Below are 21961 nucleotides of genomic sequence, written 5' to 3' on the forward strand. Positions count from 1 at the left end.
CGGGATGCGAGAGGTGGAGGTCGCCATGCGCCGTGCGCGCCCGCTCGTCGCCATCGTGGCGGCGTCCCTGCTGCTCACGGGATGCGGCGCCTCGCTGCCGCCGTCGGTGATCGCGGGCTCGGAGATCGCGATCGGCTGGCAGGGCGAGCTCACGAGCGTCAACGCCGCGTCGCGCGAGGGTGCGACGGCGGCGAACCTCGACGTCGCGGCGGCGACGCGGTCGCAGTTCGCGTCGATCGCGAACGACGGCACGCTCGCGCCGAACCGCGACCTCGGCGAGGTCGAGATCGTCGACGACGCGCCCTTCACGGTGCGCTACGACCTGGCCGACGACGTCATGTGGTCGGACTCGGTGCCGCTCGACGCGGCCGACCTGCTGCTCGCGTGGGCGGCGGGCTCGAACGCGCTCGCGCCCGAGGGCTTCGACGCCGACGCGGCGATCGACGACGCGGGCGAGCTCGCGGTGCCCGAGGGCGTCGCGTGGTTCGACGTCGCCGACGCCGGCGGGCTCGCGCTCGCCGACGGCCTGCCGGAGGTCGACGAGTTCGCCCGCGCGATCGAGGTGCCGCTGTCGGCATCCGTCGCCGACTGGCAGACGATGCTCGACGTCGCGGTGCCCGCGCACGTCGTCGGCCGCCTCGCGCTCGGCATCGAGGACCCCATGGAGGCGAAGCAGGCGGTGCTCGAGGCCATCCGCATCGGCGACCCCGAGCGGCTCGCGGCGATCGCCGACGCGTGGAGCACGGGCTTCACGGTGTCGGGCTCGCCGGATGCGTCGCTGCTCGTCTCGAGCGGCCCGTACGTCGTCGACGCGGCCGACGAGGGCGGCGTCACGCTCGTCGCCAACCGTCGCTACGCCGGCACGACGCCGACGATCGAGACCGTCGAGCTCGCGGCGCTGAGCCCGGACCGGCTGCTCACGGCCGTCGGCTCCGACGTCGAGGCGGTCGAGGTCGTGCCGACGGAGGAGAACTGGGAGGCGATCCGCGACCTCACGCGCGACGACTTCGTGATGACGGCGACGCAGACCGGCCGCATCTGGACGATGCAGTTCCGCGGCGATCGCGGCGTGCTGCAGTCGACGCTCGCACGGCAGTCGCTGCTGCACGCCATCCCGCGCAGCGACGTCGTCGCCGCGGCGACGGGCGCGTGGAGCGCCGAGATGTCGTCGACCGACTCCGTGCTGTTCCCCACGAGCAGCGACGGCTACACGATCTCGCTCCAGGACTCGGGGTTCGACGACCGGTGGGGCTCGCCCGACCCCGAGGTCGCCGCCGTCGAGCGCGACCAGGCGGGCGTGCAGGCGGGCACGGCCGTGTGCGTCGTCTACGACCGCGACGAGCCCTACGCCGTACGTGCCTTCCAGGCGATCGCGGCGGGCATCGCCGAGTCGGGCTGGGCCGTGACCGACTGCGGCGCCGACGACCTCGACGCGCGCATCGCCGAGGGCGGCTGGGACGCCGTCATCACCCAGGTCGCACTGCCGACGAGCGCCGCCGAGGCGGCTGCGCAGTGGGGCACGGGCGGCGCAGCGAACCTCACGGGCATCGGCGACGCCGCGCGCGACGAGGCGATCGCGGCCTCGGGGGCGGCGACGGAGACGAACGACGTGCGCGACCAGCTCGTGCTCGCCGAGACGTCGATCGTGGCGCAGGGCGTCGTGCTGCCGCTGTCGAACGTCGTCGTCGCCGACGTCGTCGCGCCGGGCATCGAGGGCGTGCAGCCCCGCAACGGCCCCGACGCGCGGCTCACGTGGCAGCTGCCTGCCTGGGCGCTGCCCGAGGAGTAGACCGGGCTCAGTCGAGACCGAAGAGCGCAGGCCAGGCGCCCGCCGCGAGCGGGTAGCCGACGAACGCGACGACGTCGATGAGGATGTGCGCGATCACGAGCGGCAGCAGGCGGCCGAAGCGCGTGTAGAGCCAGCCGAACAGCAGGCCGAGCAGCAGGTTCGAGAAGAACCCGCCGACGCCCTGGTACAGGTGGTAGGTCGCGCGCAGCACGGCGGCGGCGACGATGATCTGGTACCTGCCCCATCCGAGGCTCCGCAGGCGCTCGAAGAGGTAGCCGATCACGATGACCTCCTCGGTGACGCCGGCGCGGAACGCGGCGATCAGCAGGATCGGCACCGTGAACCACTGGGCGTCGAGGGGGCTGGGCGCGAGGGCGGCCGTGACGCCGAGCGCGCGGCCGGCGGCGAAGATCGCGAGGCCCGGGATGCCGACGACGAGCAGCAGCACGCCCGCCCAGCCGAGGTCGCGGCCGGGGCGGTCGAACGTGATGCCGAGGCGGGCGAGGTGCGGACGGCGCGCGCGCCACAGCAGCCAGCACACGAGCACGACGGGCACGAGGTCGAGCAGGTGCCCGGTCAGCTGGTACGCGAGGTCGAGCCACGCCCGATCGCTGCGCGAGGGGTTGAGCGACACGACCTGCTCGCCGATCGGGTCGGGGCGCGTCGCGAGGTCGGCGATCTGGATGATCGAGTAGATGGCGCTCGCGCCGAGCGACACGAGCAGCACGCACGCGATCTCGACCCAGCGCGAGCGGCGGGAGCCGACGAGCGGGTCGACGACGGGGAACCAGGTGCGGGCATCCGTCGTCGTGGTCACGAGGCGTCCCCCTTCGCGTCGGGCGCGGGGAGCGCGCACGCGGGCGTGCCGCCGGGCAGCTCGTGCCGATGCGCCGAGATCCAGTCGTAGCCGAGCGCCGCGACGTCGCGCACGCCGGGGGCTGCGAGCACGGCGCCTGCGAGGCGGGGGAGCGCGCCGCGCTGCCCGCGCAGCAGCGCCGCGAACGTCTGCGCGCCGTGCCAGCGGCGCCCGGAGGCGCGGTCGACGAGCCACGCGTACGTAGTGACGTCGTCGATCGTGAGGTCGAGGGATGCGAGGTCGAGCCGCTGCCACGGCTGCGCCTCCGGGAAGCGGGGGAGCACGGCCCGAAGGCGGTCGACCGTCGTCGTGCAGAAGCCGCAGTCGCCGTCGAACACGAGCAGGGCTGGGGTCACGAGCGCCAGTCTAGGCGCGTCCCCGCGCGCGCAGCCTGATGCATCCAAGCGTCGCGGATGCGCATAATGCGCGCGAACCCTGCGCAGATCGCAACGATCGTGCATAGCCTCCAGAAAGGCTGCAGCCGTTCGGATACGCCTTGGTAACGATCATCCATCTGTGACGCAGCGCTCAGTCACCCATCCCTACGCTTGGGGCATTCATGGACGCGCGGCCTCGGCCGTGCGCCCACCCTGCACAGGAGGAACAGTGAGAATCAACCGATTCGCAGTGGGCGGTGCCGCACTGGCCGTCGGCGCACTGGCGCTCTCCGCCTGCACCCCCACTCCCGGGGGTTCGGGCGAGGAGATCGTCGAGGGCTCGTCGATCACCGTCGCGTGGAACCAGCCGTTCTACTCGGCGAACGGCAACACGTCGTTCGGCAACGCGACCGCCAACAACAACATCAACTACATGACGTACGGGGGGTTCAACTTCTACGACGCGACCCCCGAGCTGCAGCAGGACGAGTCCTTCGGCACGTACGAGCTGCTGTCGGATGACCCGCTCCAGGTGCAGTACACGATCAACGAGGGCGTGCAGTGGTCCGACGGCGTGCCCGTCGACTCCGCCGACATGCTGCTCAACTGGGCGGCGCTCTCGGGCTTCTACAACACCGAGGACTTCGACGCCTCGGAGTTCCAGGACCCCGAGACCGGCGAGTTCACCACCGAGTTCCCCGAGAACACGGTGTTCTTCGACTCCGGCGCATCGCCGACCGAGGGTCTCGGTCTCGTGCAGGAGGTGCCCGAGGTCAACGAGGACGGCCGCGGCGTGCAGCTGAACTACTCGTCGTTCTACGTCGACTGGGAGCTCGCCTTCCAGGCCGGCCTGCCCGCGCACGTCATCGGCCAGCAGGCGCTCGGCATCGAGGACCCCGAGGAGGCCAAGGCCGCCGTCGTGACGGCGATCCAGGATGGCGACCTCGAGGCGCTCTCGGCGATCTCGGCCTTCTGGAACAACGGCTTCAACTTCACCGAGATGCCCGAGGACGAGTCGATCCTCGTCTCGAGCGGTCCGTACCAGATCACGGACTTCGTGCTGAACGACTACATCACGCTCTCGGCCAACGAGAACTACGTGGGCGACCACCAGCCGCAGGTCGAGCAGGTCACGGTCCGCTTCATCACCGACCCGCTCGCCGCCGTCCAGGCGCTCCAGAACGGCGACGTCGACGTCATCGCACCGCAGGCCACGGCCGACGTGCGCCAGCAGCTCGACTCGCTCGACGGCATCACCGTGCAGTACGGCGACGATGCGACGTACGAGCACGTCGACCTGCAGTTCGACCAGAGCCGCAACCCGGGCGTCTTCTCGACGCTCGAGGCGCGTCAGTCGTTCCTGCACACGATCCCGCGTCAGGAGATCGTCGACACCCTCATCGTCCCGCTGAACCCCGAGGCCACCGTGCGTGACTCGGCCGTGTTCCTGCCGGGTGCCGAGGGCTACGACGAGTCGGTCGCGAACTCGGGCATCGACGCGTACGCAGAGGTCGACATCGACCAGGCGATCGCGCTGCGCGAGCAGGCCGGTCTCGCCGAGGGCACGGAGGTCTGCCTCCTGTTCGCATCGACGAACCCCCGCCGCGTGCAGGAGTTCCAGCTCATGCAGCAGTCCGCTGCGCTCGCCGGCTGGAACCTGACCGACTGCTCGAGCCCCGAGTGGGGTGGCCTCCTCGGCACGCCCGGCGCGTACGACGCGTCGCTCTTCGGCTGGCAGTCGACGTCGCTCGGCGTCGCCTCGTCGGGTCCGAACTTCTCCACCGACGGCATCAACAACATGTCGTTCTACTCGAACCCCGAGATGGACGACGTCGTCACGCAGCTGAACGGCGAGGCCGACCCGGCCGAGCAGCTCCGCCTGCAGCAGGAGATCGACCGCATCCTCGTCGAGGACGCATTCGGCATCACCATCTTCCAGTTCCCGGCAGTGTCGGCCTGGAGCGACCGCATCACGGGTCTCGACCCGTCGCCGCTCGCCCCGACGATCTTCTGGAACATCTGGGATTGGGAGCCGACCGAGACGAACGTCACGGAGTCCTGACCGACACAAGAGGGGAACACGACCCTGCTAGGGTCTGACCTCTGACACGGGGAGGCGCTGGGCTGCACCCGCAGCCCAGCGCCTCTTCGCGTGAACACTGAACTGAATCTCTCCAACAGAGAGGCCTTCATGGCGACCTTCATCATCCGGCGCCTCATCGCAGCGATCCTCATCCTGCTCGCTGCCACGTTCCTCGTGTACAACATGGTCGCCCTCTCGGGTGACCCCCTCGAGGATCTCCGAGGCTCCCAGGCGCCGAACGTCCAGCAGCTCATCGAGGCGCGCATCCGCCTCCTGCACCTCGACGTTCCGCCGCCCCTTCGATACTTCATCTGGCTCAGCGGCATCGGTGGATGCTTCATCGGCCAGTGCGACTTCGGATTCACGATCCAGCAGCAGCCCGTCGTCGTGCTGCTCGAGGCCGCGATGGGTCAGACCATCCAGCTCGTGACCATCTCGAACGTCGTCGCGATCATCCTCGGCATCGTGATCGGCATCACGACCGCCCTGCGCCAGTACAGCGCGTACGACTACGGCATCACGTTCGTGTCGTTCCTGTTCTTCTCGCTGCCGATCTTCTGGGTCGCGGTGCTGCTGAAGGAGTTCGGCGCCATCGGCCTGAACGACTTCCTGCAGGACGGTGGCACGGTCTCGCCGGTCTTCATCGTCGTGTTCACGGTGATCACGGGCCTCATCTGGGCCTCGCTCATCGGCGGCGACCTCAAGCGCAAGGCGGCGACGTTCGCCATCTCGGGCGTCGCGACCGCCGGGGTGCTGCTCTACATGAGCACCACCGGCTGGTTCCTCGACCCGCGCTTCCGCATCGGCGGCGCCGACCTGTCGATCGTCATGGTCGGCGCGTTCATGATCGCCGCCGCCGTCGGCGTCACCGCGATCCTCTCGGGCTTCAAGCGCAAGCGTCCGCTCATCATCGGCCTCGCCGTCGCGGCCCTCGGCATCGTGCTCTACGTGCCGCTGCAGTACACGCTGCTGAACCCGTCGGTCTTCGTCATGTCGATCCCGTTCCTGCTGCTCCTCGCGGTCGTGACGGTGCTCGTGGGTGTCGCGATCGGCTGGATCTTCGGAGGCGAGCAGCGCTCGCAGACCATGAAGATCGGTGGCTGGGTCGCATTCCTCGGCGGGTTCGTCATCATCGTCGACCGCATCCAGCAGGTCTGGATGCCGTACTCGGAGTCCGGCCGCATCCGCGGTCGCCCGATCGCGACGATCGGTGCCTCGACGCCGAACATCGAGGGCTCGTTCTGGGTGCTCAGCCTCGACACGCTCACGCACCTGCTGCTGCCGTCGATCGCCCTGCTGCTCATCTCGTTCGCGGGCTTCACGCGCTACACGCGCGCGTCGCTGCTCGAGGTGCTCAACCAGGACTACATCCGCACGGCACGCGCCAAGGGCCTCACCGAGCGCACCGTCGTCGTGCGTCACGCCTTCCGCAACGCCCTCATCCCGATCGCGACGATCATCGCGTTCGACATCGCCGGCCTCATCGGCGGCGCCGTCATCACCGAACGCGTCTTCGGGTGGAACGGCATGGGCACCCTCTTCCAGACAGGATTGGACAGGACGGATCCGAACCCCGTGATGGCGTTCTTCATCGTCACGGGTGCGCTCGCGCTCCTCTTCAACCTCATCGCCGACCTGGCCTACGCGGCCCTCGACCCCCGGATCCGGGTGAGCTGAGCCATGACACTCCAGACCCAGCCCAACGAGCCCCACGCCACCGACGCCGAGTCCAACCTCGAGCTGAAGGAGGTCGAGGGCCTCAGCCAGGGGCAGATCGTCCGCAAGCGGTTCTTCCGCCACTTCGGCGCCGTCGCGGCCATGGTCGTGCTCGCGCTCGTCATCGTGCTCGCCTTCACGTCCGTCGGCATCTCGCTGTGGGGCATCCGCATCCCCGGCTGGTGGCAGTACAGCTGGAACGACATCCCGCCCGTCGTCGACGGCGGACGTCCGTCGCCGCAGCACCCGTTCGGCCAGGACACCGTCGGCCACGACATCTTCGCCGTCGTCATGCGCGGCACCCAGCAGTCGCTCATGATCATGGTGATCGTCGGCGTCATCGGCGCCACGATCGGCATCGTGCTCGGCTCGCTCTCCGGCTTCTTCCGCGGCTGGGTGGACTCGCTCATCATGCGATTCACCGACGTGATCATCACGATCCCGTTCATCATCGCGGGTGCCGTCATCGGTGCCACGTTCGGCAACCTCGGTGCCGCGATCCTCGGCCTCGTGCTCGGACTGTTCTCGTGGACGGGCCTCGCGAGGCTCGTGCGCGGCGAGTTCCTCACGCTGCGCGAGCGGGAGTTCGTCGATGCGGCACGCGTCGCAGGCGCCTCGAACGGCCGCATCATCTTCAAGCACATCCTGCCGAACGCCATCGGCGTGATCATCGTCAACACGACGCTGCTCATGGCCGGCGCGATCCTCGCCGAGACGGCTCTGTCGTACCTCGGCTACGGCGTGCGCGCACCCGACACGTCGCTCGGCCTCGTCATCTCCGACAACCAGACCGCGTTCCAGACGCGTCCGTGGCTGTTCTGGTGGCCCGGCCTGTTCATCATCATCATCGCCCTGTGCATCAACTTCATCGGCGACGGTCTGCGCGACGCGTTCGACCCGCGCCAGAAGCGCATGCCCTCCGAGCGTGCGATGCGTCGCCGTGCGAAGGTCGCGGCCGACGCGGCGGTGCTGCGCGGTCACGAGTCCGACGACCCGGCGCAGGCCGCGGTCGACGAGTCGGTCGTCGACGAGACCCCCGCCGAGGCGGGCGGCGACGACGGCGAGCCGCCGATCGTGCGCGGCGACGACCCCGCGACGGGTCGCTAGGAGCGGATCAGTGGAGCAGCTGACCGACGAGCGCGAGCACGCCGAGACCGGCGAGCGCGGCGATGATGCGTGGATGCCACGTGCGCGTCGCCCGCTCGCCCTCGGCGAGCTCGCCCGCGTCGCGCAGCTCCTCCCAGTGGGTGCGCGTCACGTGGGCGGCCGCGCCGGAGATCGACTCCACGGAGTCGCCGGGGCGGATCGAGTCGCCGACGAGCGACGACTCGCGCGCGAGGCGGATGTCGTCGCGCGTGACCTTCGCCACGCCGTACCGGCTCGGTGCGGGAGCGGCGAAGGCCGTGACGCGACCCTGCTCGGTCGTCAGCTCGAGCGCCCACTTCGTGTCGATGCGCTGGATGGCGCCCCACGGCACATGCCACGTGGACACGAGGTTCACGACCTCCACGCCGCCGTGGTCGACGACCACGTGCGGACGCCACATGATCGCCCACGTCAGGACCGCCGCGAGGATGGGCGTCCAGACGAGGCACACGCTGCCCCACAGGTCGTTGGTCGCGACGATCGCGCCGACCGCCGCTGCCATGAGCACGGCCATCACGACCGTCATCACACGTCCGAACACCGAGCGGAACACCGCTCTCGAGTAGGCCATGCCGTCGAGTCTCCCAGAGTCGCGACGACCCGCCTGCCAGGCATGGAAGGAGCACGGCTGTGACCCAGTCCGTCCCCACCGCATCCGCACCGAAGTCGACCGAGGTCGTGCTCGAGGCGTCGAACCTCAACGTCGACTTCTGGGTCGACGGCACCTTCTACCCGGCCGTCAAGGACGTGTCGTTCGAGGTGCGCCGTGGCGAGGTGCTCGCGATCGTCGGCGAGTCCGGCTCCGGCAAGTCGACGACGGCGATGGCGCTGCTCGGCCTGCTGCCGTACAACGCGCGCGTCTCCGGCTCCGTGCAGCTGCTCGGCCGCGAGATCCAGGGCATCGACCCCAAGGAGCTCCGCAAGGTGCGCGGCAACGAGATCGCCGTCATCTTCCAGGAGCCCATGACGGCGCTCAACCCCGTCTACACGATCGGCTTCCAGATCGTCGAGGCGCTGCGCAGCCACTTCGACCTGAACCAGGCGCAGGCCAAGGAGAAGGCGATCGAGCTGATCACGGCCGTCGAGATCCCCGACCCGCCGACGGCGTTCAACAAGTACCCGCACCAGCTCTCCGGCGGTCAGCGCCAGCGCGCCATGATCGCGCAGTCGCTCGCGTGCGACCCGGTGCTGCTCATCGCCGACGAGCCGACGACGGCGCTCGACGTGACGGTGCAGGCCGAGATCCTCGAGCTCATGCGCAAGCTGAAGGACGACTTCGGCTCCGCCGTCATCCTCATCACGCACGACATGGGCGTGGTCGCCGACCTCTCCGACCACATGATCGTCATGAAGAACGGTGCCGTCGTCGACCGCGGCACGTCGCTCGACATCTTCCAGCGGCCGACGCACGAGTACACGAAGGAGCTGCTCGCATCGGTGCCGTACCTCGGCATCGACGAGGACCGCACGGGTCGCCTCGTCGAGGCGACGAAGGAGATCGAGGGCGTCGAGCCCGTGCTCCACTTCGACAACGTGGTCATCGAGTACCCGAAGCGCGGCCGCGTGCCCGCCTTCCGTGCGGCCGAGGACATCGACCTCAAGGTGTTCCCCGGCGAGATCGTCGGCCTCGTCGGCGAGTCCGGCTCGGGCAAGACGACGCTCGGCCGCGCCGCGATCGGCCTGCTGCCCATCACGTCGGGCCGCCTCGTCGCCGCCGGCGTCGACATCTCGGCAGCCACGATGAAGGAGCTGCGCCCGCTGCGCCGCCGCACCGGCATCGTCTTCCAGGACCCGTCGTCGTCGCTCAACCCGCGCATGCCCATCGGCGAGTCGATCGGCGAGCCGCTGCTGCTCGCCGGCGAGCTCAAGGGCAAGGCGCTCGACCAGCGCGTGCAGGAGCTGCTCTCGAGCGTCGAGCTGCCCACGTCGTACCGCAACCGCTACCCGCACGAGCTCTCCGGCGGCCAGAAGCAGCGCGTCGGCATCGCCCGCGCGCTCGCGCTCGCGCCCGAGCTGCTCATCGCCGACGAGCCCACGTCGGCGCTCGACGTGTCGGTGCAGGCGCGCTTCCTCGAGCTGCTCACCGGCATCCAGCAGGAGCTGCAGTTCGCGTGCCTCTTCGTGACGCACGACCTCGCCGTCGTCGACTCGCTCGCGCACCGCATCGCGGTGATGCGCAAGGGCCGCATCGTCGAGCAGGGCACGCGCGACGACATCCTGCGGCGCCCGCAGGACCCCTACACGCAGCGCCTCATCTCGGCCGTGCCGCTGCCCGACCCCGTCGCGCAGCGCACCCGCCGCGAGGAGCGCATTCGCGCGAAGGGCTGACGCCCCGCGCGGCCATGCCCTGCATCCCTGCCTCGACGCGGTAGCATCGAGGCAGGGATGCGTGCGTCGGCGCGCCGTCCCGACATCCGTCCCGCAGCGAACTCCGCGCGGCGGTGCCGCCCGCGACCTCGTCGCGACGGTGCCCTGCGAGCCGCATCCCGAGCCCGAGAGGCTGAGCATGGCCACTGCCACGCGTCCAGACATCCGCAACGTCGCCATCGTGGCGCACGTCGACCACGGCAAGACGACCCTCGTCGACGCCATGCTCAAGCAGACGAACTCCTTCGCCACCCACGGCACGGTCGACGACCGCGTCATGGACTCGAACGAGCTCGAGCGCGAGAAGGGCATCACGATCCTCGCGAAGAACACGGCGGTCCGCTACGCGGGCAAGCACGTGCCCGCGGGCGCCGACGGCGTGACGATCAACGTGATCGACACCCCCGGCCACGCCGACTTCGGCGGCGAGGTCGAGCGCGGCCTCTCGATGGTCGACGGCGTCGTGCTGCTCGTCGACGCCTCCGAGGGCCCGCTGCCGCAGACGCGCTTCGTGCTGCGCAAGGCGCTCGAGGCGTCGCTGCCCGTCATCCTGCTCGTCAACAAGACGGACCGCTCGGATGCGCGCATCGACGACGTCGTCTCCGACAGCCAGGACCTGCTGCTGGGGCTCGCCTCCGACCTCGCCGAGGACCGCGAGGACCTCGACCTCGACGCCGTGCTCGACGTGCCCGTCGTGTACGCGTCCGGCAAGGCCGGCCGCGCCGACGGCGTGAAGCCCGCCGACGGCGAGCTGCCCGCCAACGAGGACCTCGAGCCGCTGTTCGAGGCGATCCTCGAGCACATCCCGGCGCCGACGTACGACGACGAGGCACCGCTGCAGGCGCACGTCACGAACCTCGACGCGTCGCCGTTCCTCGGCCGCCTCGCGCTGCTGCGCATCTTCAACGGCACGCTGCGCAAGGGCCAGACGGTCGCGTGGGTGCGCCACGACGGCTCCGTGCAGTCGGCGCGCGTCACCGAGCTGCTCGTGACGAAGGCGCTCGAGCGCGTCCCCGCCGAGTCCGCATCCGCGGGCGAGATCGTCGCCGTCGCCGGCTTCTCGGACATCACGATCGGCGAGACGCTCGCCGACCCCGAGGACGTGCGACCGCTGCCGCCGATCTCGGTCGACGACCCCGCCATCTCGATGACGATCGGCACGAACACGTCGCCGCTCGTCGGCAAGGTGAAGGGCTCGAAGCTCACGGCCCGCATGGTGAAGGACCGTCTCGACCGCGAGCTCATCGGCAACGTGTCGCTGCGCGTGCTCGACATCGGCGCGCCCGACTCGTGGGAGGTGCAGGGCCGCGGCGAGCTGGCCCTCGCCATCCTCGTCGAGCAGATGCGACGCGAGGGCTTCGAGCTCACCGTCGGCAAGCCGCAGGTGGTCACGAAGCACATCGACGGCCAGCTGCACGAGCCGTTCGAGCACCTGACGATCGACGCGCCCGAGGAGTACCTCGGCGCGATCACGCAGCTGCTCGCGGCGCGCAAGGGCCGCATGGAGACGATGTCGAACCACGGCACCGGCTGGATCCGCATCGAGTTCACGGTGCCGAGCCGCGGCCTCATCGGCTTCCGCACCGAGTTCCTCACGGTCACCCGCGGCACGGGCATCGCGAACGCGATCTCGGCTGGCTACGAGCGCTGGGCGGGCGTCATCGTGACCCGCAACTCCGGCTCGCTCGTCGCCGACCGCTCGGGCCCCGCGACGTCGAACGCCATCATGACGCTGCAGGAGCGCGGCGAGTTCTTCATCAAGCCCGGCGACGAGGTCTACGAGGGCATGGTCGTGGGCGAGAACTCGCGCGGCGACGACATGGACGTCAACATCACCAAGGAGAAGAAGCTCAACAACATCCGGTCGGCGACCGGTGACGAGCTCGAGCGCCTGACGCCTGCGCGTCTGCTCTCCCTGGAGGAGTCGCTGGAGTTCGCGCGCGACGACGAGTGCGTCGAGGTCACCCCGACGGCGGTGCGCATCCGCAAGGTGGAGCTCGACCAGACGCTCCGCGCGCGTGCGGCCTCGCGCCTGAAGAAGCAGTCCCAGTCCTGACCCGATTGGTCACTTCTGAACGATGAGTGGTCACTCCCTGTCGGGGAGTGGCCACTTTCGTTCGATGAGTGGTCACTTGATGCCGCGACACGCCGTGTGGAGCGACAACTACTGACCACTCCTCGCACGTGCCGCGCGAACGAGCGGGAGGATGCGCTGCCCGCGGTCGAGGATGTCATCGTGCGTGACGCGAATCACGCGCCAGCCCAGCGCCTCGAGCCTCGCGTAGCGAGCGATGTCGTAGGTGAACTGGCTGCGCTCCATGTGATGCGCTCCCTCGTACTCGATGCCCACGAGGCGGTCCGGGTACGCGAGGTCGAGCGTGCCCACCAGCCGACCGCTGCCATCCCGGACCTGATGCTGCAGCGTGAGCTCGGGGAGGCCGGCCCTCCGCAGCAGCAGGCGCGTGCGCGTCTCTCCCGGCGAGTCGGCACCGACGCGGATGAGCGGCACGGCCGCGAAGACTGCAGCCATGCCCCGCGCTCCGGCGAACTCGCGAGCGCGTAGCAGCAGGTCCGCGGTCGTCAGTCGTCGCTCGCGCTTCGGATGCACGATCCAGTCGCCGACCTCCACGAGCTCGGGCAGCGACAGCACGCTCGTACCGAGATGCACGAACGTGTCGGCGATGCTCTCGACGCGGACACCGCCGACCTCGACGACCTCGGCCTTGATGCGATGCCCGACCACCCCCTTTCGTCGAACTCGAACGGTTCGCGTCGGGGACGCGAGATGGATCGGTCCGTCGTCGAGCCGAGCCGGCAGCGGCATCCCGTGCAGTCGCGCGGCGGTCGTGTGCGAGAAGAACTGGTCTCGTCGCGCGAGCAGACGAAGCGAGTCGACGAGGGCTGCGCGCGGATCCGCCTCGTGGCGCAGGAGGCCGATTCGCACGCCGCGCGTGGGCGTCACGAGGTCGGGACCTCTGAGCCGACGTGCGGTGAGGCCGAGGTCGAGCGCATCGCGAGCGAGCATCGGGTCGGACAGGGGATCGAAGTGCATGCGCGCATGGTGGTGCGCCGTGCCGACCTCGTCGGCGCACGATCGCTCGGCTGTGGACGGATCCGACCTGTGGAACCGCCCTCGCCCTGGGGAGGGGTCACTTCCTGCCGCTTCGTGCGGCGTGTCGCGGCAGGAGATGACCTCTCAGCGGTCGGAAGTGGCCCCTCAGCGGCAGGAAGTGACCAATCAGGTGGGGGAGGCGCTGGTGGCCGCGGGGACGAAGCGGTAGGCGGCGGCTCGGTGCGTGTCGGGGACGCGCGGGCCGGCGCCGTGCAGCTTCTCGCGGAGGGTGCCCGGAGCGTATGACGAGGGGTAGGCGCCGCGAGCGCGGAGCACGGGGATGACGTGCTCGATGACGTCCTGCCACGTGCCCGGGGTGACGGCGTAGGCGAGGTTGAAGCCGTCGACGTCCGTCTCGTCGACCCACGACTGCAGCTCGTCGGCGATCTCCTCGCCCGAGCCGACGATCGTGGGGCCGAGGCCGCCGATCGCCGAGTGGCGGCCGAGGTCGCCGACGGTCCACTCGCGGCCGAGCGCCGCCTCCTCCTGCAGGTGCTGCACGGTCGACTGGATGGCGTTCGACTCGACGTCGCCGACGGGCTGGTCGGACTCGTAGGCGGCGAGGTCGACGCCCATCCACCCCGACAGGAACGTCAGCGCGCCCTCCTCCGACGCGTACGAGCGGTAGTCGGCCTCCTTCGCCACCGCCTCCTCGTGCGTCGCCGCCGTGATGACCGTCAGCAGCGTGTAGATCCTCGCCGAGTACCGGTCGCGCCCCTCGGCCTCGAGCGCGTCGCGGATGCGCGCGACGGTCGACGCGAGCACCTCCTTCGAGCGCGCGGCGACGAAGATCGCCTCGGCGTTGCCCGCCGCGAACCGGATGCCGCGCGGCGACGCGCCCGCCTGGTAGATCACCGGCGTGCGCTGCGGCGACGGCTCGGAGATGTGGATGCCGAGCACCTTGAAGTGCTTCCCCTCGTGCTGGATGGGGTGCACCTTCGCCGGGTCGGTGAAGATGCCGCGCTCGCGGTCCTCGACGACGGCGTCGTCCTCCCACGAGCCCTCCCACAGCTTGTAGAGCACCTCGAGGTACTCGTCGGCGTGGTCGTAGCGGTCGTCGTGCGCGAGCTGGTCCTCCTGGCCCATGTTCCGCGCCGCCGACGGCAGGTAGCCCGTGACGACGTTCCAGCCGACGCGACCGTTCGTGAGGTGGTCGAGCGTCGTGAGTCGGCGTGCGAACGGGTACGGATGCTCGAACGCGGTGCCGGCGGTGATGCCGAAGCCGAGGTGCTCGGTGACGGCCGCCATGGCCGACACGAGCAGGATGGGGTCGTTGACGGGCACCTGCGCGCCGTTGCGGATCGCCGCCTCGTTCGTGCCGCCGTACACGTCGTAGGTGCCGAGCACGTCGGCGATGAAGATGCCGTCGAACGTGCCCGACTCGAGCAGGCGGGCGAGCGACGTCCAGTACTCGATCGTGTTGTAGTGCCGCGAGCGGTCGTCGGGGTGGCGCCACAGGCCCGAGGACTGATGGGCGACGCAGTTCATGTCGAACGCGTTGAAGCGGATCTGCCTGGTCATGCAGGCATGCAAGCGAGGTGCTGCGAGCCTGTCGACCCCCGACCGTCGCATGACGCAATGCGTCGTCACACGACGCAACGCGCGCGCATCCGACCCGTGCGCCGACCTAGCCTGCCTGCATGAGCGACCTCCCCGAGACCCCGCTGCGCGTCGTCGGCGTGAACGGCAGCCTGCAGACCGTGTCGAAGACCGGTGCGCTGCTCGACGCCGTGCTCGCGACGATCGGCGACCGCACGTCGGTCGACCTGCGCCGCATCGACCTCGCGACGATCGCGTCGGGCTTCGCAGGTGCCGTCGACCGCACGCAGCTGTCGGTCGAGGTCGAGGATGCGCTCGCGGCCGTCGAGGAGGCTGACGTGCTCGTCGTGGGCACGCCGGTCTACCGCGCGTCGTTCACGGGGCTCTTCAAGCACTTCTTCGACTTCGTCGAGCAGCGCGCGCTCGTCGACACGCCCGTGCTGCTCACGGCGACGGGCGGCAGCGATCGGCACACGCTCACGATCGAGCACCAGCTACGGCCGCTGTTCGGCTTCTTCCAGGCGCTCACGCTGCCGACGGGCGTCTACGGCTCGTCGGCCGACTTCGCCGACGGCCGCGTGGCGTCGCCCGACCTGCTCGCGCGCATCGACACGGCGGTCGATCGCTCGCTGCCGTTCGTGCTGCAGCGGGTGCGACCCACGGTGCCCGCGCGCTGGTAGCGCCCTCCTCGGGCAGGAGGGGTCGCTTCCTGCCGCTGCGCGCGGCGTGTCGCGGCAGCAGGTGGCCACTGATCGCACGGAAGTGACCACTCCGCGTACGGAAGCGACCTCTCGTCGGCGGATGGGCGGCGGCGGGGAGGTGCGCGCACGAGCGGGCGCCGCACGGATGCGAGGATGGTGCGATGGACCTCGGCGAGCACGTGCTCTTCGTGCATGCGCACCCCGACGACGAGACGCTCTCGACCGGCGCGGCGATCGCGACGATCGCGCAGGCCGGCACCGCGTCCGTGCTGACGCTCACGCTGGGGGAGCGCGGCGAGGTGCGCCCCGAGCGCGCGCAGGCAGCCCAGGACGCCGGCAGCCTCGCCGCCCTGCGCAGCGTCGAGCTCGACCGCGCGATCGTGGCCCTCGGCGCGACGCGCGTCGAGCCCGAGGCTCGCTTCGAGGACTCGGGGATGGCGTGGGTCGACGGGGTCGCGGCCCCGTCCGCCGACGTCACGGTGCACGCGCTGACGTCGCAGCGCGACTCCGACGTCGAGCTGCTCGTGCTCGACGCCGTGCAGCGCGTGCGCCCGGCGGCGCTCGTCACGTACGACGAGGACGGCGGCTACGGCCACCCCGACCACCGCGCCGTGCACCGCGCGGTCGTCGCGGTCGGCCGCGACCTGCGCATCCCCGTCTACGTGCGCGCGCAGGAGCCCGCCGACGTCGCCGTGCCGCTCGCACCCGTCGCCGATCGCGTGCGCGAGGCGCTCGCGGCCCACGCCAGCCAGCTCGCCGTCGACGGCGACGCCGTCGTGCACGTGGGCGGGCAGCGCGAGCCGATCGCGCAGGTCGAGCACTACCGCGCCGTGCGCTCCTCGACGCCGCTCGGCTGGGGCTCGACGGTCGTCGTGGGGCTCGTCGCCCTCGTCGTCGGCACCGTCGGCACGTTCACGTTCCGCGCCGTCGAGCCGTGGGGGCTCGTGCTCGCGCTCGCGGCTGCGGTCGGCATCGTCGTGGGCCCGCGCCTGCTCGGCTCGCGCATCGCGTCGATCGCTGCGTCGGTGGGCGTGCTCGTGCCGATCGCGATCGTGGCGCTCGACCCGTTCCGCACGGCGGGCAGCGCCGGGCTGCTCGAGGCGGACCTCGCCGGCTGGCTCTGGGTGCTCGTGCCCGCAGCCGCCGCGCTCGTCGCGATGGGCTGGCCCACGGAGGCGGGCATGGCGCGCATCCGCGAGGCCGCGCGCGGCTGACGCCCGCCGAACGTCGCGACACGCTGCGTCGCGACGCGCCTTGGTCATCGACGGCATGCGCCGCCGGTAGTCTGGATCGGTCGGAAGGACCCCCTCGTGACCTACGTGATCGCGCTCCCATGCGTCGACGTGAAGGACCGCGCGTGCGTCGACGAATGCCCCGTCGACTGCATCTACGAGGGCGAGCGGATGCTGTACATCCACCCCGACGAGTGCGTGGACTGCGGCGCGTGCGAGCCCGTGTGCCCCGTCGAGGCCATCTACTACGAGGACGACGTCCCCGAGGAGTGGGCCGAGTACTACGACGTCAACGTGCAGTTCTTCGAGACGCACGGGTCGCCGGGCGGCGCCGCGAAGGTCGGCGTGATCGCCGACGACCACGCGGTCGTCAAGGCGCTGCCGCCCCAAGCCTGATCTGCGCAGGCACCAACCGAAGGATCCTCGTGGACCAGCTGCCCGCCTTCCCCTGGGACTCGCTCGCCGACGCGAAGGCCACGGCCTCCGCGCATCCCGGCGGCATCGTCGACCTGTCGGTCGGCTCGCCCGTCGACGCCACGCCGCAGGTGATCCAGGATGCGCTCGCCGACGCGACGAACGCCCCGACGTACCCGACGTGCTGGGGCACGCCGGCGCTGCGCGACGCGATCGTCGACTGGTTCGCACGCGTGCGAGGCGTGCCTGGGCTCGGCCACCCCAACGTCATGCCGACGGTGGGGTCGAAGGAGACCGTCGCGGGCCTGCCGTTGTGGCTGGGTCTCGGCCCGGGCGACGTCGTCGTGCACCCGACGGTCGCGTACCCGACGTACGACATCGGCGCGCGCGTCGCGGGCGCGACGCCGTGCCCCGCCGACGACCCCGACGACTGGCCAGAGGGCACGCGCCTCGTGTGGGTGAACTCGCCGTCGAACCCCACGGGCGACGTCGCAGGCGTGGATGCGCTGCGCCGCATCGTCGAGCGTGCGCGCGAGATCGGCGCCGTCGTCGCGAGCGACGAGTGCTACGCGCTGCTGCCGTGGGACGCCGACGAGGTGCCGTCGATCCTCGACCCGCGCGTCGCGGGCGACACGCGCGCGAACCTGCTCGTCGTGCACTCGATGTCGAAGCAGTCGTCGATCGCCGGCTACCGCGCCGCGTTCGTCGCCGGGTGCGCGAAGGTCGTCGGCCAGGTGCTCGAGGTGCGCAAGCACATCGGCCTCATCCCGCCGGCGCCCGTGCAGCACGCCATGACGGTCGGCCTCGCCGACGACGCGCACGTGGCCGAGCAGCGCGAGCGCTACCGCGCCCGCCGCGCCACGCTCAAGCCCGCGCTCGAGGCCGCAGGCTTCACGGTGCGCGGCGAGGCGGGCCTGTACCTGTGGTCGACCGACGGGCGCGACGCGCGCACGCAGGTCGATGCGCTCGCCGAGCACGGCATCCTCGTGGCCCCCGGCGACTTCTACGGCGACGCCGACCACGTGCGCGTCGCGCTCACGGCATCCGACGAGCGCATCGCCGAGGCCGCGCGCCGTCTCGCCGGTTTTCGACGCTGACTGCGTACGCCATAGGGTGTGAGGGTGACCCATGCTGACGAGACGCCCAAGACGGCGAACCTGACGGTCGATGGTCGCACTGTCGAGCTGCCGATCCTCCCCTCCACCGAGGGACGTTCGAGCATCGACGTGTCGAAGCTGATGCGTGAGACGGGCCACACCACCCTCGACTACGGCTTCGTGAACACGGCGGCGACGCAGAGTGCGATCACCTACATCGACGGCGACGCAGGCATCCTGCGCTACCGCGGCTATCCCATCGAGGAGCTGGCGGAGCAGAAGTCGTTCCTCGACGTCGCCTACCTGCTGATCTACGGCGAGCTGCCGAGCGCCGACGAGCTCGGCGAGTTCGACACGCGCATCCGCCGCCACACGCTGCTGCACGAGGACCTGCGACGGTTCTTCGACTCGCTGCCGCGCGACGCGCACCCGATGAGCGCGCTCTCGTCCGCGGTCTCGGCCCTGTCCACGTACTACGCGGCCGACCACGACCCGCACGACCCGCGGCGCGTCGAGCTGCAGACGATCCGTCTGCTCGCGAAGCTGCCGGTCATCGCGGCGTACGCGCACAAGAAGTCCATCGGCCAGGCGTTCCTCTACCCCGACAACTCGCTGTCGTTCGTCGAGAACTACCTCAAGCTGAACTTCGGCCTCATGGCCGAGGAGTACGAGCTCAACCCCGTGATGGTGAAGGCGCTCGAGCGCCTGCTCATCCTGCACGCCGACCACGAGCAGAACGCGTCGACCTCGACCGTGCGGCTCGTGGGCTCGACCGAGGCGAACCTGTTCGCATCGGTGTCGGCCGGCATCCACGCGCTCTCGGGCCCGCTGCACGGCGGCGCCAACGAGGCCGTGCTGACGATGCTCCGCTCGATCCAGGAGTCGGGCGAGGGCGTGCAGCGCTTCGTCGAGCGTGTGAAGCGCAAGGAGCAGGGCGTGCGCCTCATGGGCTTCGGCCACCGGGTGTACAAGAACTACGACCCGCGCGCGAAGCTCGTGAAGTCGTCGGCCGACGAGGTGCTCGAGGCGCTCGGCGTCTCCGATCCGCTGCTCGACATCGCGAAGGAGCTCGAGCAGGTCGCCCTGAACGACGACTACTTCATCGAGCGCAAGCTCTACCCGAACGTCGACTTCTACACGGGCGTCATCTACAAGGCGATGGGCTTCCCCGAGCGGATGTTCACGGTGCTGTTCGCGATCGGTCGCCTGCCGGGCTGGATCGCGCACTGGCGCGAGATGATCGACGACCCGCAGACGAAGATCGGCCGCCCGCAGCAGCTCTACGTGGGCCCGGGCGAGCGCCACATCTAGCCACCACATCTGCCGCAGCGACGCGGTCCGTTCCGAGGAGAGACACCATGGCGCGCACCGCGATCGCTGGCAGGCTCGACGGGTACTTCAAGATCCGCGAGCGCGGGTCGACGATCCCGCAGGAGGTCCGCGGCGGCCTCGTGACGTTCTTCGCGATGGCGTACATCATCGTGCTGAACCCGCTCATCATCGGCGGCTTCTCCATCGATCAGGCGGCGGTCGACGTCGAGGGCGGCTGGCTGCCCAACGGTCAGGTCGCGGCCGTGACCGCGTTGATCGGCGGGCTCATGACGATCGCGATGGGCGTCGTCGCGAACGTGCCGTTCGGCCTCGCGGCCGGCCTCGGCATCAACTCGTTCCTGGCGTTCACGCTCGTCGGCGAGCTGACGTGGCCCGAGGCCATGGGCCTCGTCGTCATCAACGGCGTCCTCATCGTCGTGCTGAGCGTCACGGGGCTGCGGCGTCGCATCTTCGACGCGATCCCGGCGGAGCTCAAGAGCGCCATCGCGGTGGGCGTCGGCCTCTTCATCGCGTTCATCGGCTTCGTCGACTCGGGCTTCGTTCGTGCGACGGGCAACCCGTCGCCGCCGCTGCAGCTCGGTGAGGGCGGCTCGATCGTGTCGTTGCCGACGGGCATGTTCCTGCTCGGCGTCGTGCTCATGGGCATCCTCGTCGCGCGCAAGGTGCGCGGCGCGCTGCTCATCGGCATCGTCGCGACGACGGCGGTCGCGATCGTGCTCGAGGCGATCTTCCAGGTCGGGCCGTCGCTCGGCCAGGACCCGAACGCGTGGAACCTCAACGAGCCGGTGCTGCCGACGACGCTGCTCGCCCTGCCCGACCTGTCGCTCGTGGGCCAGGTGGATCCGTTCGGCGCGTTCGCGCGCATCGGGCCGGTCGCGGCGTCGATGCTCGTCTTCACGTTGTTCTTCCTCAACTTCTTCGACGCCATGGGCTCGATGACGGGCCTCGCCAAGCAGGCGGGCATCGCCGCGCCCGACGGCACGTTCCCGGGCCTCAAGCGCGCGCTCATCGTCGAGGGCGTCGGCGCCGTCGCCGGCGGTGGCGCGAGCGCCTCGTCGAACACGGTCTTCATCGACTCCGCCGCGGGCATCGGCGAGGGCGCCCGCACGGGCCTCGCGTCGGTCGTGACGGGCGTGCTGTTCCTCGCGGCGATGTTCCTCACGCCGCTGACGCAGGTCGTGCCGCTCGAGGTCGCCGCGGCGACGCTCGTGATCGTGGGCGCGCTCATGATGAGCCAGATCCGCGAGATCGACTTCAGCGACTTCCGCGTCGCACTGCCCGCGTTCCTCACGATCGTCGTGATGCCGCTGACCTACAACATCGCGAACGGCATCGGCGTGGGCTTCATCGCCTGGGTGCTCGTGCACGCCGTCTCGGGTCGCGCGAAGACCATCAGCCCGCTGCTGTGGATCGTCGCGGGCCTCTTCGTCGTGTTCTTCGTGCGCGGTCCCATCGAGGCGCTGCTCGGCCTGTAGGGCCGCGCCGCGTCAGGCGGGGATGCGCTCCCAGCGTCCCTCCGACACGACCTCCACCGCGTCGCCGTCGACGACGATCGCCGTCGCGTCGTCGATCGCGTACGCGTCGCACGGCACGTCCCTCGCCCACGCGCGGATGGCGTCGATGCGGGTGTCGTCCATGTCGGGATCCTCGAGGTGCGGGTACGGCGCCAGGTCGACGAGACCCAGCGGTGCCTCCGGCCCCGTCGGGTCGAGGTCGCGGTCGTTGTACGACAGGCCGAGGCTCGCGCCCACCGCCTGGCTGCCCGCCGAGAGGCCGACGTACACGAGGTCGTCGCCCAGGGTCGGCAGCGCGTCGACGAAGCCGGAGCGGCGCATCCAGCCCGCGAGGTAGGTCGGGTCGCCGCCGCCCACGAGCAGCACGTCGGTCTCGCGCAGCCGTGGCAGCCACGCGTCCTCGGGGATCGTCGGCAGCGCCGTGAGCTCGAGCACGCCGATCGAGCGCCAGCCGAGCGTCGTCATCTGCCCGCCGCGCGCATCCGTGAGCAGGTTCGAGGCGATGCTCGCGTCGAACCAGTGCCCGGCGGTGGGGATGACGAGTGCCGAGCACTCGGCGATGGGCCGGGGGAGCAGCCGCTCGAGCGCGGATCGGATGCTGGCGTTCGTGACGCCGGAGGAGGTGAGGAGGAAGCGCATGCCCGGACGCTACCGCGCACCCCCGTCGCCGAGCGCGTCGGTGGGGC

At 70.5% G+C, this 21961-nt stretch carries 18 protein-coding genes; 12 read left to right on the top strand and 6 right to left on the bottom strand.

Going from position 1 to position 21961, the window contains the following annotated elements; all coding sequences use genetic code 11:
* The first annotated feature begins 25 nt into the window (after positions 1–25).
* Positions 26–1789: an ABC transporter substrate-binding protein gene (locus BLQ67_RS13575; RefSeq protein WP_157674851.1), complete on the top strand. Its 1764-nt coding sequence runs from the start codon at positions 26–28 to the stop codon at positions 1787–1789.
* Positions 1790–1796: 7 nt separating this feature from the next.
* Here BLQ67_RS13575 and BLQ67_RS13580 read toward each other — a convergent pair whose 3' ends face one another.
* Positions 1797–2606 carry a CPBP family intramembrane glutamic endopeptidase gene (locus tag BLQ67_RS13580; protein ID WP_092505909.1) on the bottom strand — a complete coding sequence of 270 codons (810 nt, stop codon included), beginning with the start codon at positions 2604–2606 and terminating at the stop codon, positions 1797–1799.
* Positions 2603–3001 carry a thiol-disulfide oxidoreductase DCC family protein gene (locus BLQ67_RS13585; protein WP_197674609.1) on the bottom strand — a complete coding sequence of 133 codons (399 nt, stop codon included), beginning with the start codon at positions 2999–3001 and terminating at the stop codon, positions 2603–2605. Before BLQ67_RS13585 ends, BLQ67_RS13580 begins: the two co-directional genes overlap by 4 nt.
* Positions 3002–3251: 250 nt before the next feature.
* On the opposite strand from BLQ67_RS13585, the gene BLQ67_RS13590 reads away from it, so the two are divergent.
* The 3 genes from BLQ67_RS13590 (at position 3252) to BLQ67_RS13600 (ending at position 7928) form a co-directional block, all read left to right on the top strand.
* On the top strand, positions 3252–5084 hold the full coding sequence (locus BLQ67_RS13590) for an ABC transporter family substrate-binding protein (RefSeq protein WP_231945059.1): 1833 nt from the start codon (positions 3252–3254) through the stop codon (positions 5082–5084).
* Between the two features lie 129 nt (positions 5085–5213).
* Entirely contained in the window at positions 5214–6782 is a 1569-nt protein-coding gene (locus tag BLQ67_RS13595; protein WP_092505913.1) for an ABC transporter permease, read from the top strand.
* A 3-nt stretch (positions 6783–6785) separates the two neighbouring features.
* Positions 6786–7928: an ABC transporter permease gene (locus BLQ67_RS13600; protein WP_092505915.1), complete on the top strand. Its 1143-nt coding sequence runs from the start codon at positions 6786–6788 to the stop codon at positions 7926–7928.
* A gap of 7 nt (positions 7929–7935) precedes the next feature.
* On the opposite strand, the gene BLQ67_RS13605 is transcribed toward BLQ67_RS13600, so the two are convergent.
* Positions 7936–8538 (bottom strand): PH domain-containing protein, encoded by a 603-nt coding sequence (locus BLQ67_RS13605; RefSeq protein ID WP_157674852.1) that lies wholly within the window; start codon positions 8536–8538, stop codon positions 7936–7938.
* 59 nt (positions 8539–8597) lie between these two features.
* Between BLQ67_RS13605 and BLQ67_RS13610 the strand changes: the two genes are divergently transcribed.
* Complete coding sequence (locus BLQ67_RS13610; RefSeq protein ID WP_092505917.1) at positions 8598–10295, top strand: ABC transporter ATP-binding protein; 1698 nt, start codon at positions 8598–8600, stop codon at positions 10293–10295.
* Positions 10296–10473: 178 nt separating this feature from the next.
* Positions 10474–12390, top strand: coding sequence for a translational GTPase TypA (typA, locus tag BLQ67_RS13615; protein ID WP_092505919.1), 1917 nt, complete (start codon positions 10474–10476; stop codon positions 12388–12390).
* A gap of 108 nt (positions 12391–12498) precedes the next feature.
* Here typA and BLQ67_RS13620 read toward each other — a convergent pair whose 3' ends face one another.
* Together BLQ67_RS13620 and BLQ67_RS13625 are read right to left on the bottom strand one after the other, a co-directional pair.
* Positions 12499–13386 carry an endonuclease domain-containing protein gene (locus BLQ67_RS13620; RefSeq protein ID WP_092505921.1) on the bottom strand — a complete coding sequence of 296 codons (888 nt, stop codon included), beginning with the start codon at positions 13384–13386 and terminating at the stop codon, positions 12499–12501.
* Positions 13387–13572: 186 nt separating this feature from the next.
* Positions 13573–14967, bottom strand: coding sequence for an LLM class flavin-dependent oxidoreductase (locus tag BLQ67_RS13625; protein WP_092505923.1), 1395 nt, complete (start codon positions 14965–14967; stop codon positions 13573–13575).
* Between the two features lie 119 nt (positions 14968–15086).
* Between BLQ67_RS13625 and msuE the strand changes: the two genes are divergently transcribed.
* The 6 genes from msuE to BLQ67_RS13655 all read left to right on the top strand — a co-directional run bounded on the left by msuE (position 15087) and on the right by BLQ67_RS13655 (position 21236).
* Entirely contained in the window at positions 15087–15665 is a 579-nt protein-coding gene (gene msuE, locus BLQ67_RS13630) for an FMN reductase (protein ID WP_092505925.1), read from the top strand.
* A 182-nt stretch (positions 15666–15847) separates the two neighbouring features.
* Positions 15848–16900 carry a PIG-L family deacetylase gene (locus BLQ67_RS13635; RefSeq protein WP_092505926.1) on the top strand — a complete coding sequence of 351 codons (1053 nt, stop codon included), beginning with the start codon at positions 15848–15850 and terminating at the stop codon, positions 16898–16900.
* Between the two features lie 96 nt (positions 16901–16996).
* Entirely contained in the window at positions 16997–17314 is a 318-nt protein-coding gene (gene fdxA, locus BLQ67_RS13640; protein WP_092505928.1) for a ferredoxin, read from the top strand.
* Positions 17315–17337: 23 nt separating this feature from the next.
* Positions 17338–18429 carry a succinyldiaminopimelate transaminase gene (gene dapC, locus BLQ67_RS13645; RefSeq protein WP_092506955.1) on the top strand — a complete coding sequence of 364 codons (1092 nt, stop codon included), beginning with the start codon at positions 17338–17340 and terminating at the stop codon, positions 18427–18429.
* Positions 18430–18453: 24 nt separating this feature from the next.
* Complete coding sequence (locus BLQ67_RS13650) at positions 18454–19740, top strand: citrate synthase (protein WP_092505930.1); 1287 nt, start codon at positions 18454–18456, stop codon at positions 19738–19740.
* A 47-nt stretch (positions 19741–19787) separates the two neighbouring features.
* Positions 19788–21236: an NCS2 family permease gene (locus tag BLQ67_RS13655; protein ID WP_092505932.1), complete on the top strand. Its 1449-nt coding sequence runs from the start codon at positions 19788–19790 to the stop codon at positions 21234–21236.
* 12 nt (positions 21237–21248) lie between these two features.
* Here BLQ67_RS13655 and BLQ67_RS13660 read toward each other — a convergent pair whose 3' ends face one another.
* Complete coding sequence (locus tag BLQ67_RS13660; protein WP_092505934.1) at positions 21249–21914, bottom strand: Type 1 glutamine amidotransferase-like domain-containing protein; 666 nt, start codon at positions 21912–21914, stop codon at positions 21249–21251.
* Between the last annotated feature and the right edge of the window lie 47 nt (positions 21915–21961).

It is taken from the genome of Agrococcus jejuensis, from assembly GCF_900099705.1.
Lineage (GTDB): Bacteria > Actinomycetota > Actinomycetes > Actinomycetales > Microbacteriaceae > Agrococcus > Agrococcus jejuensis.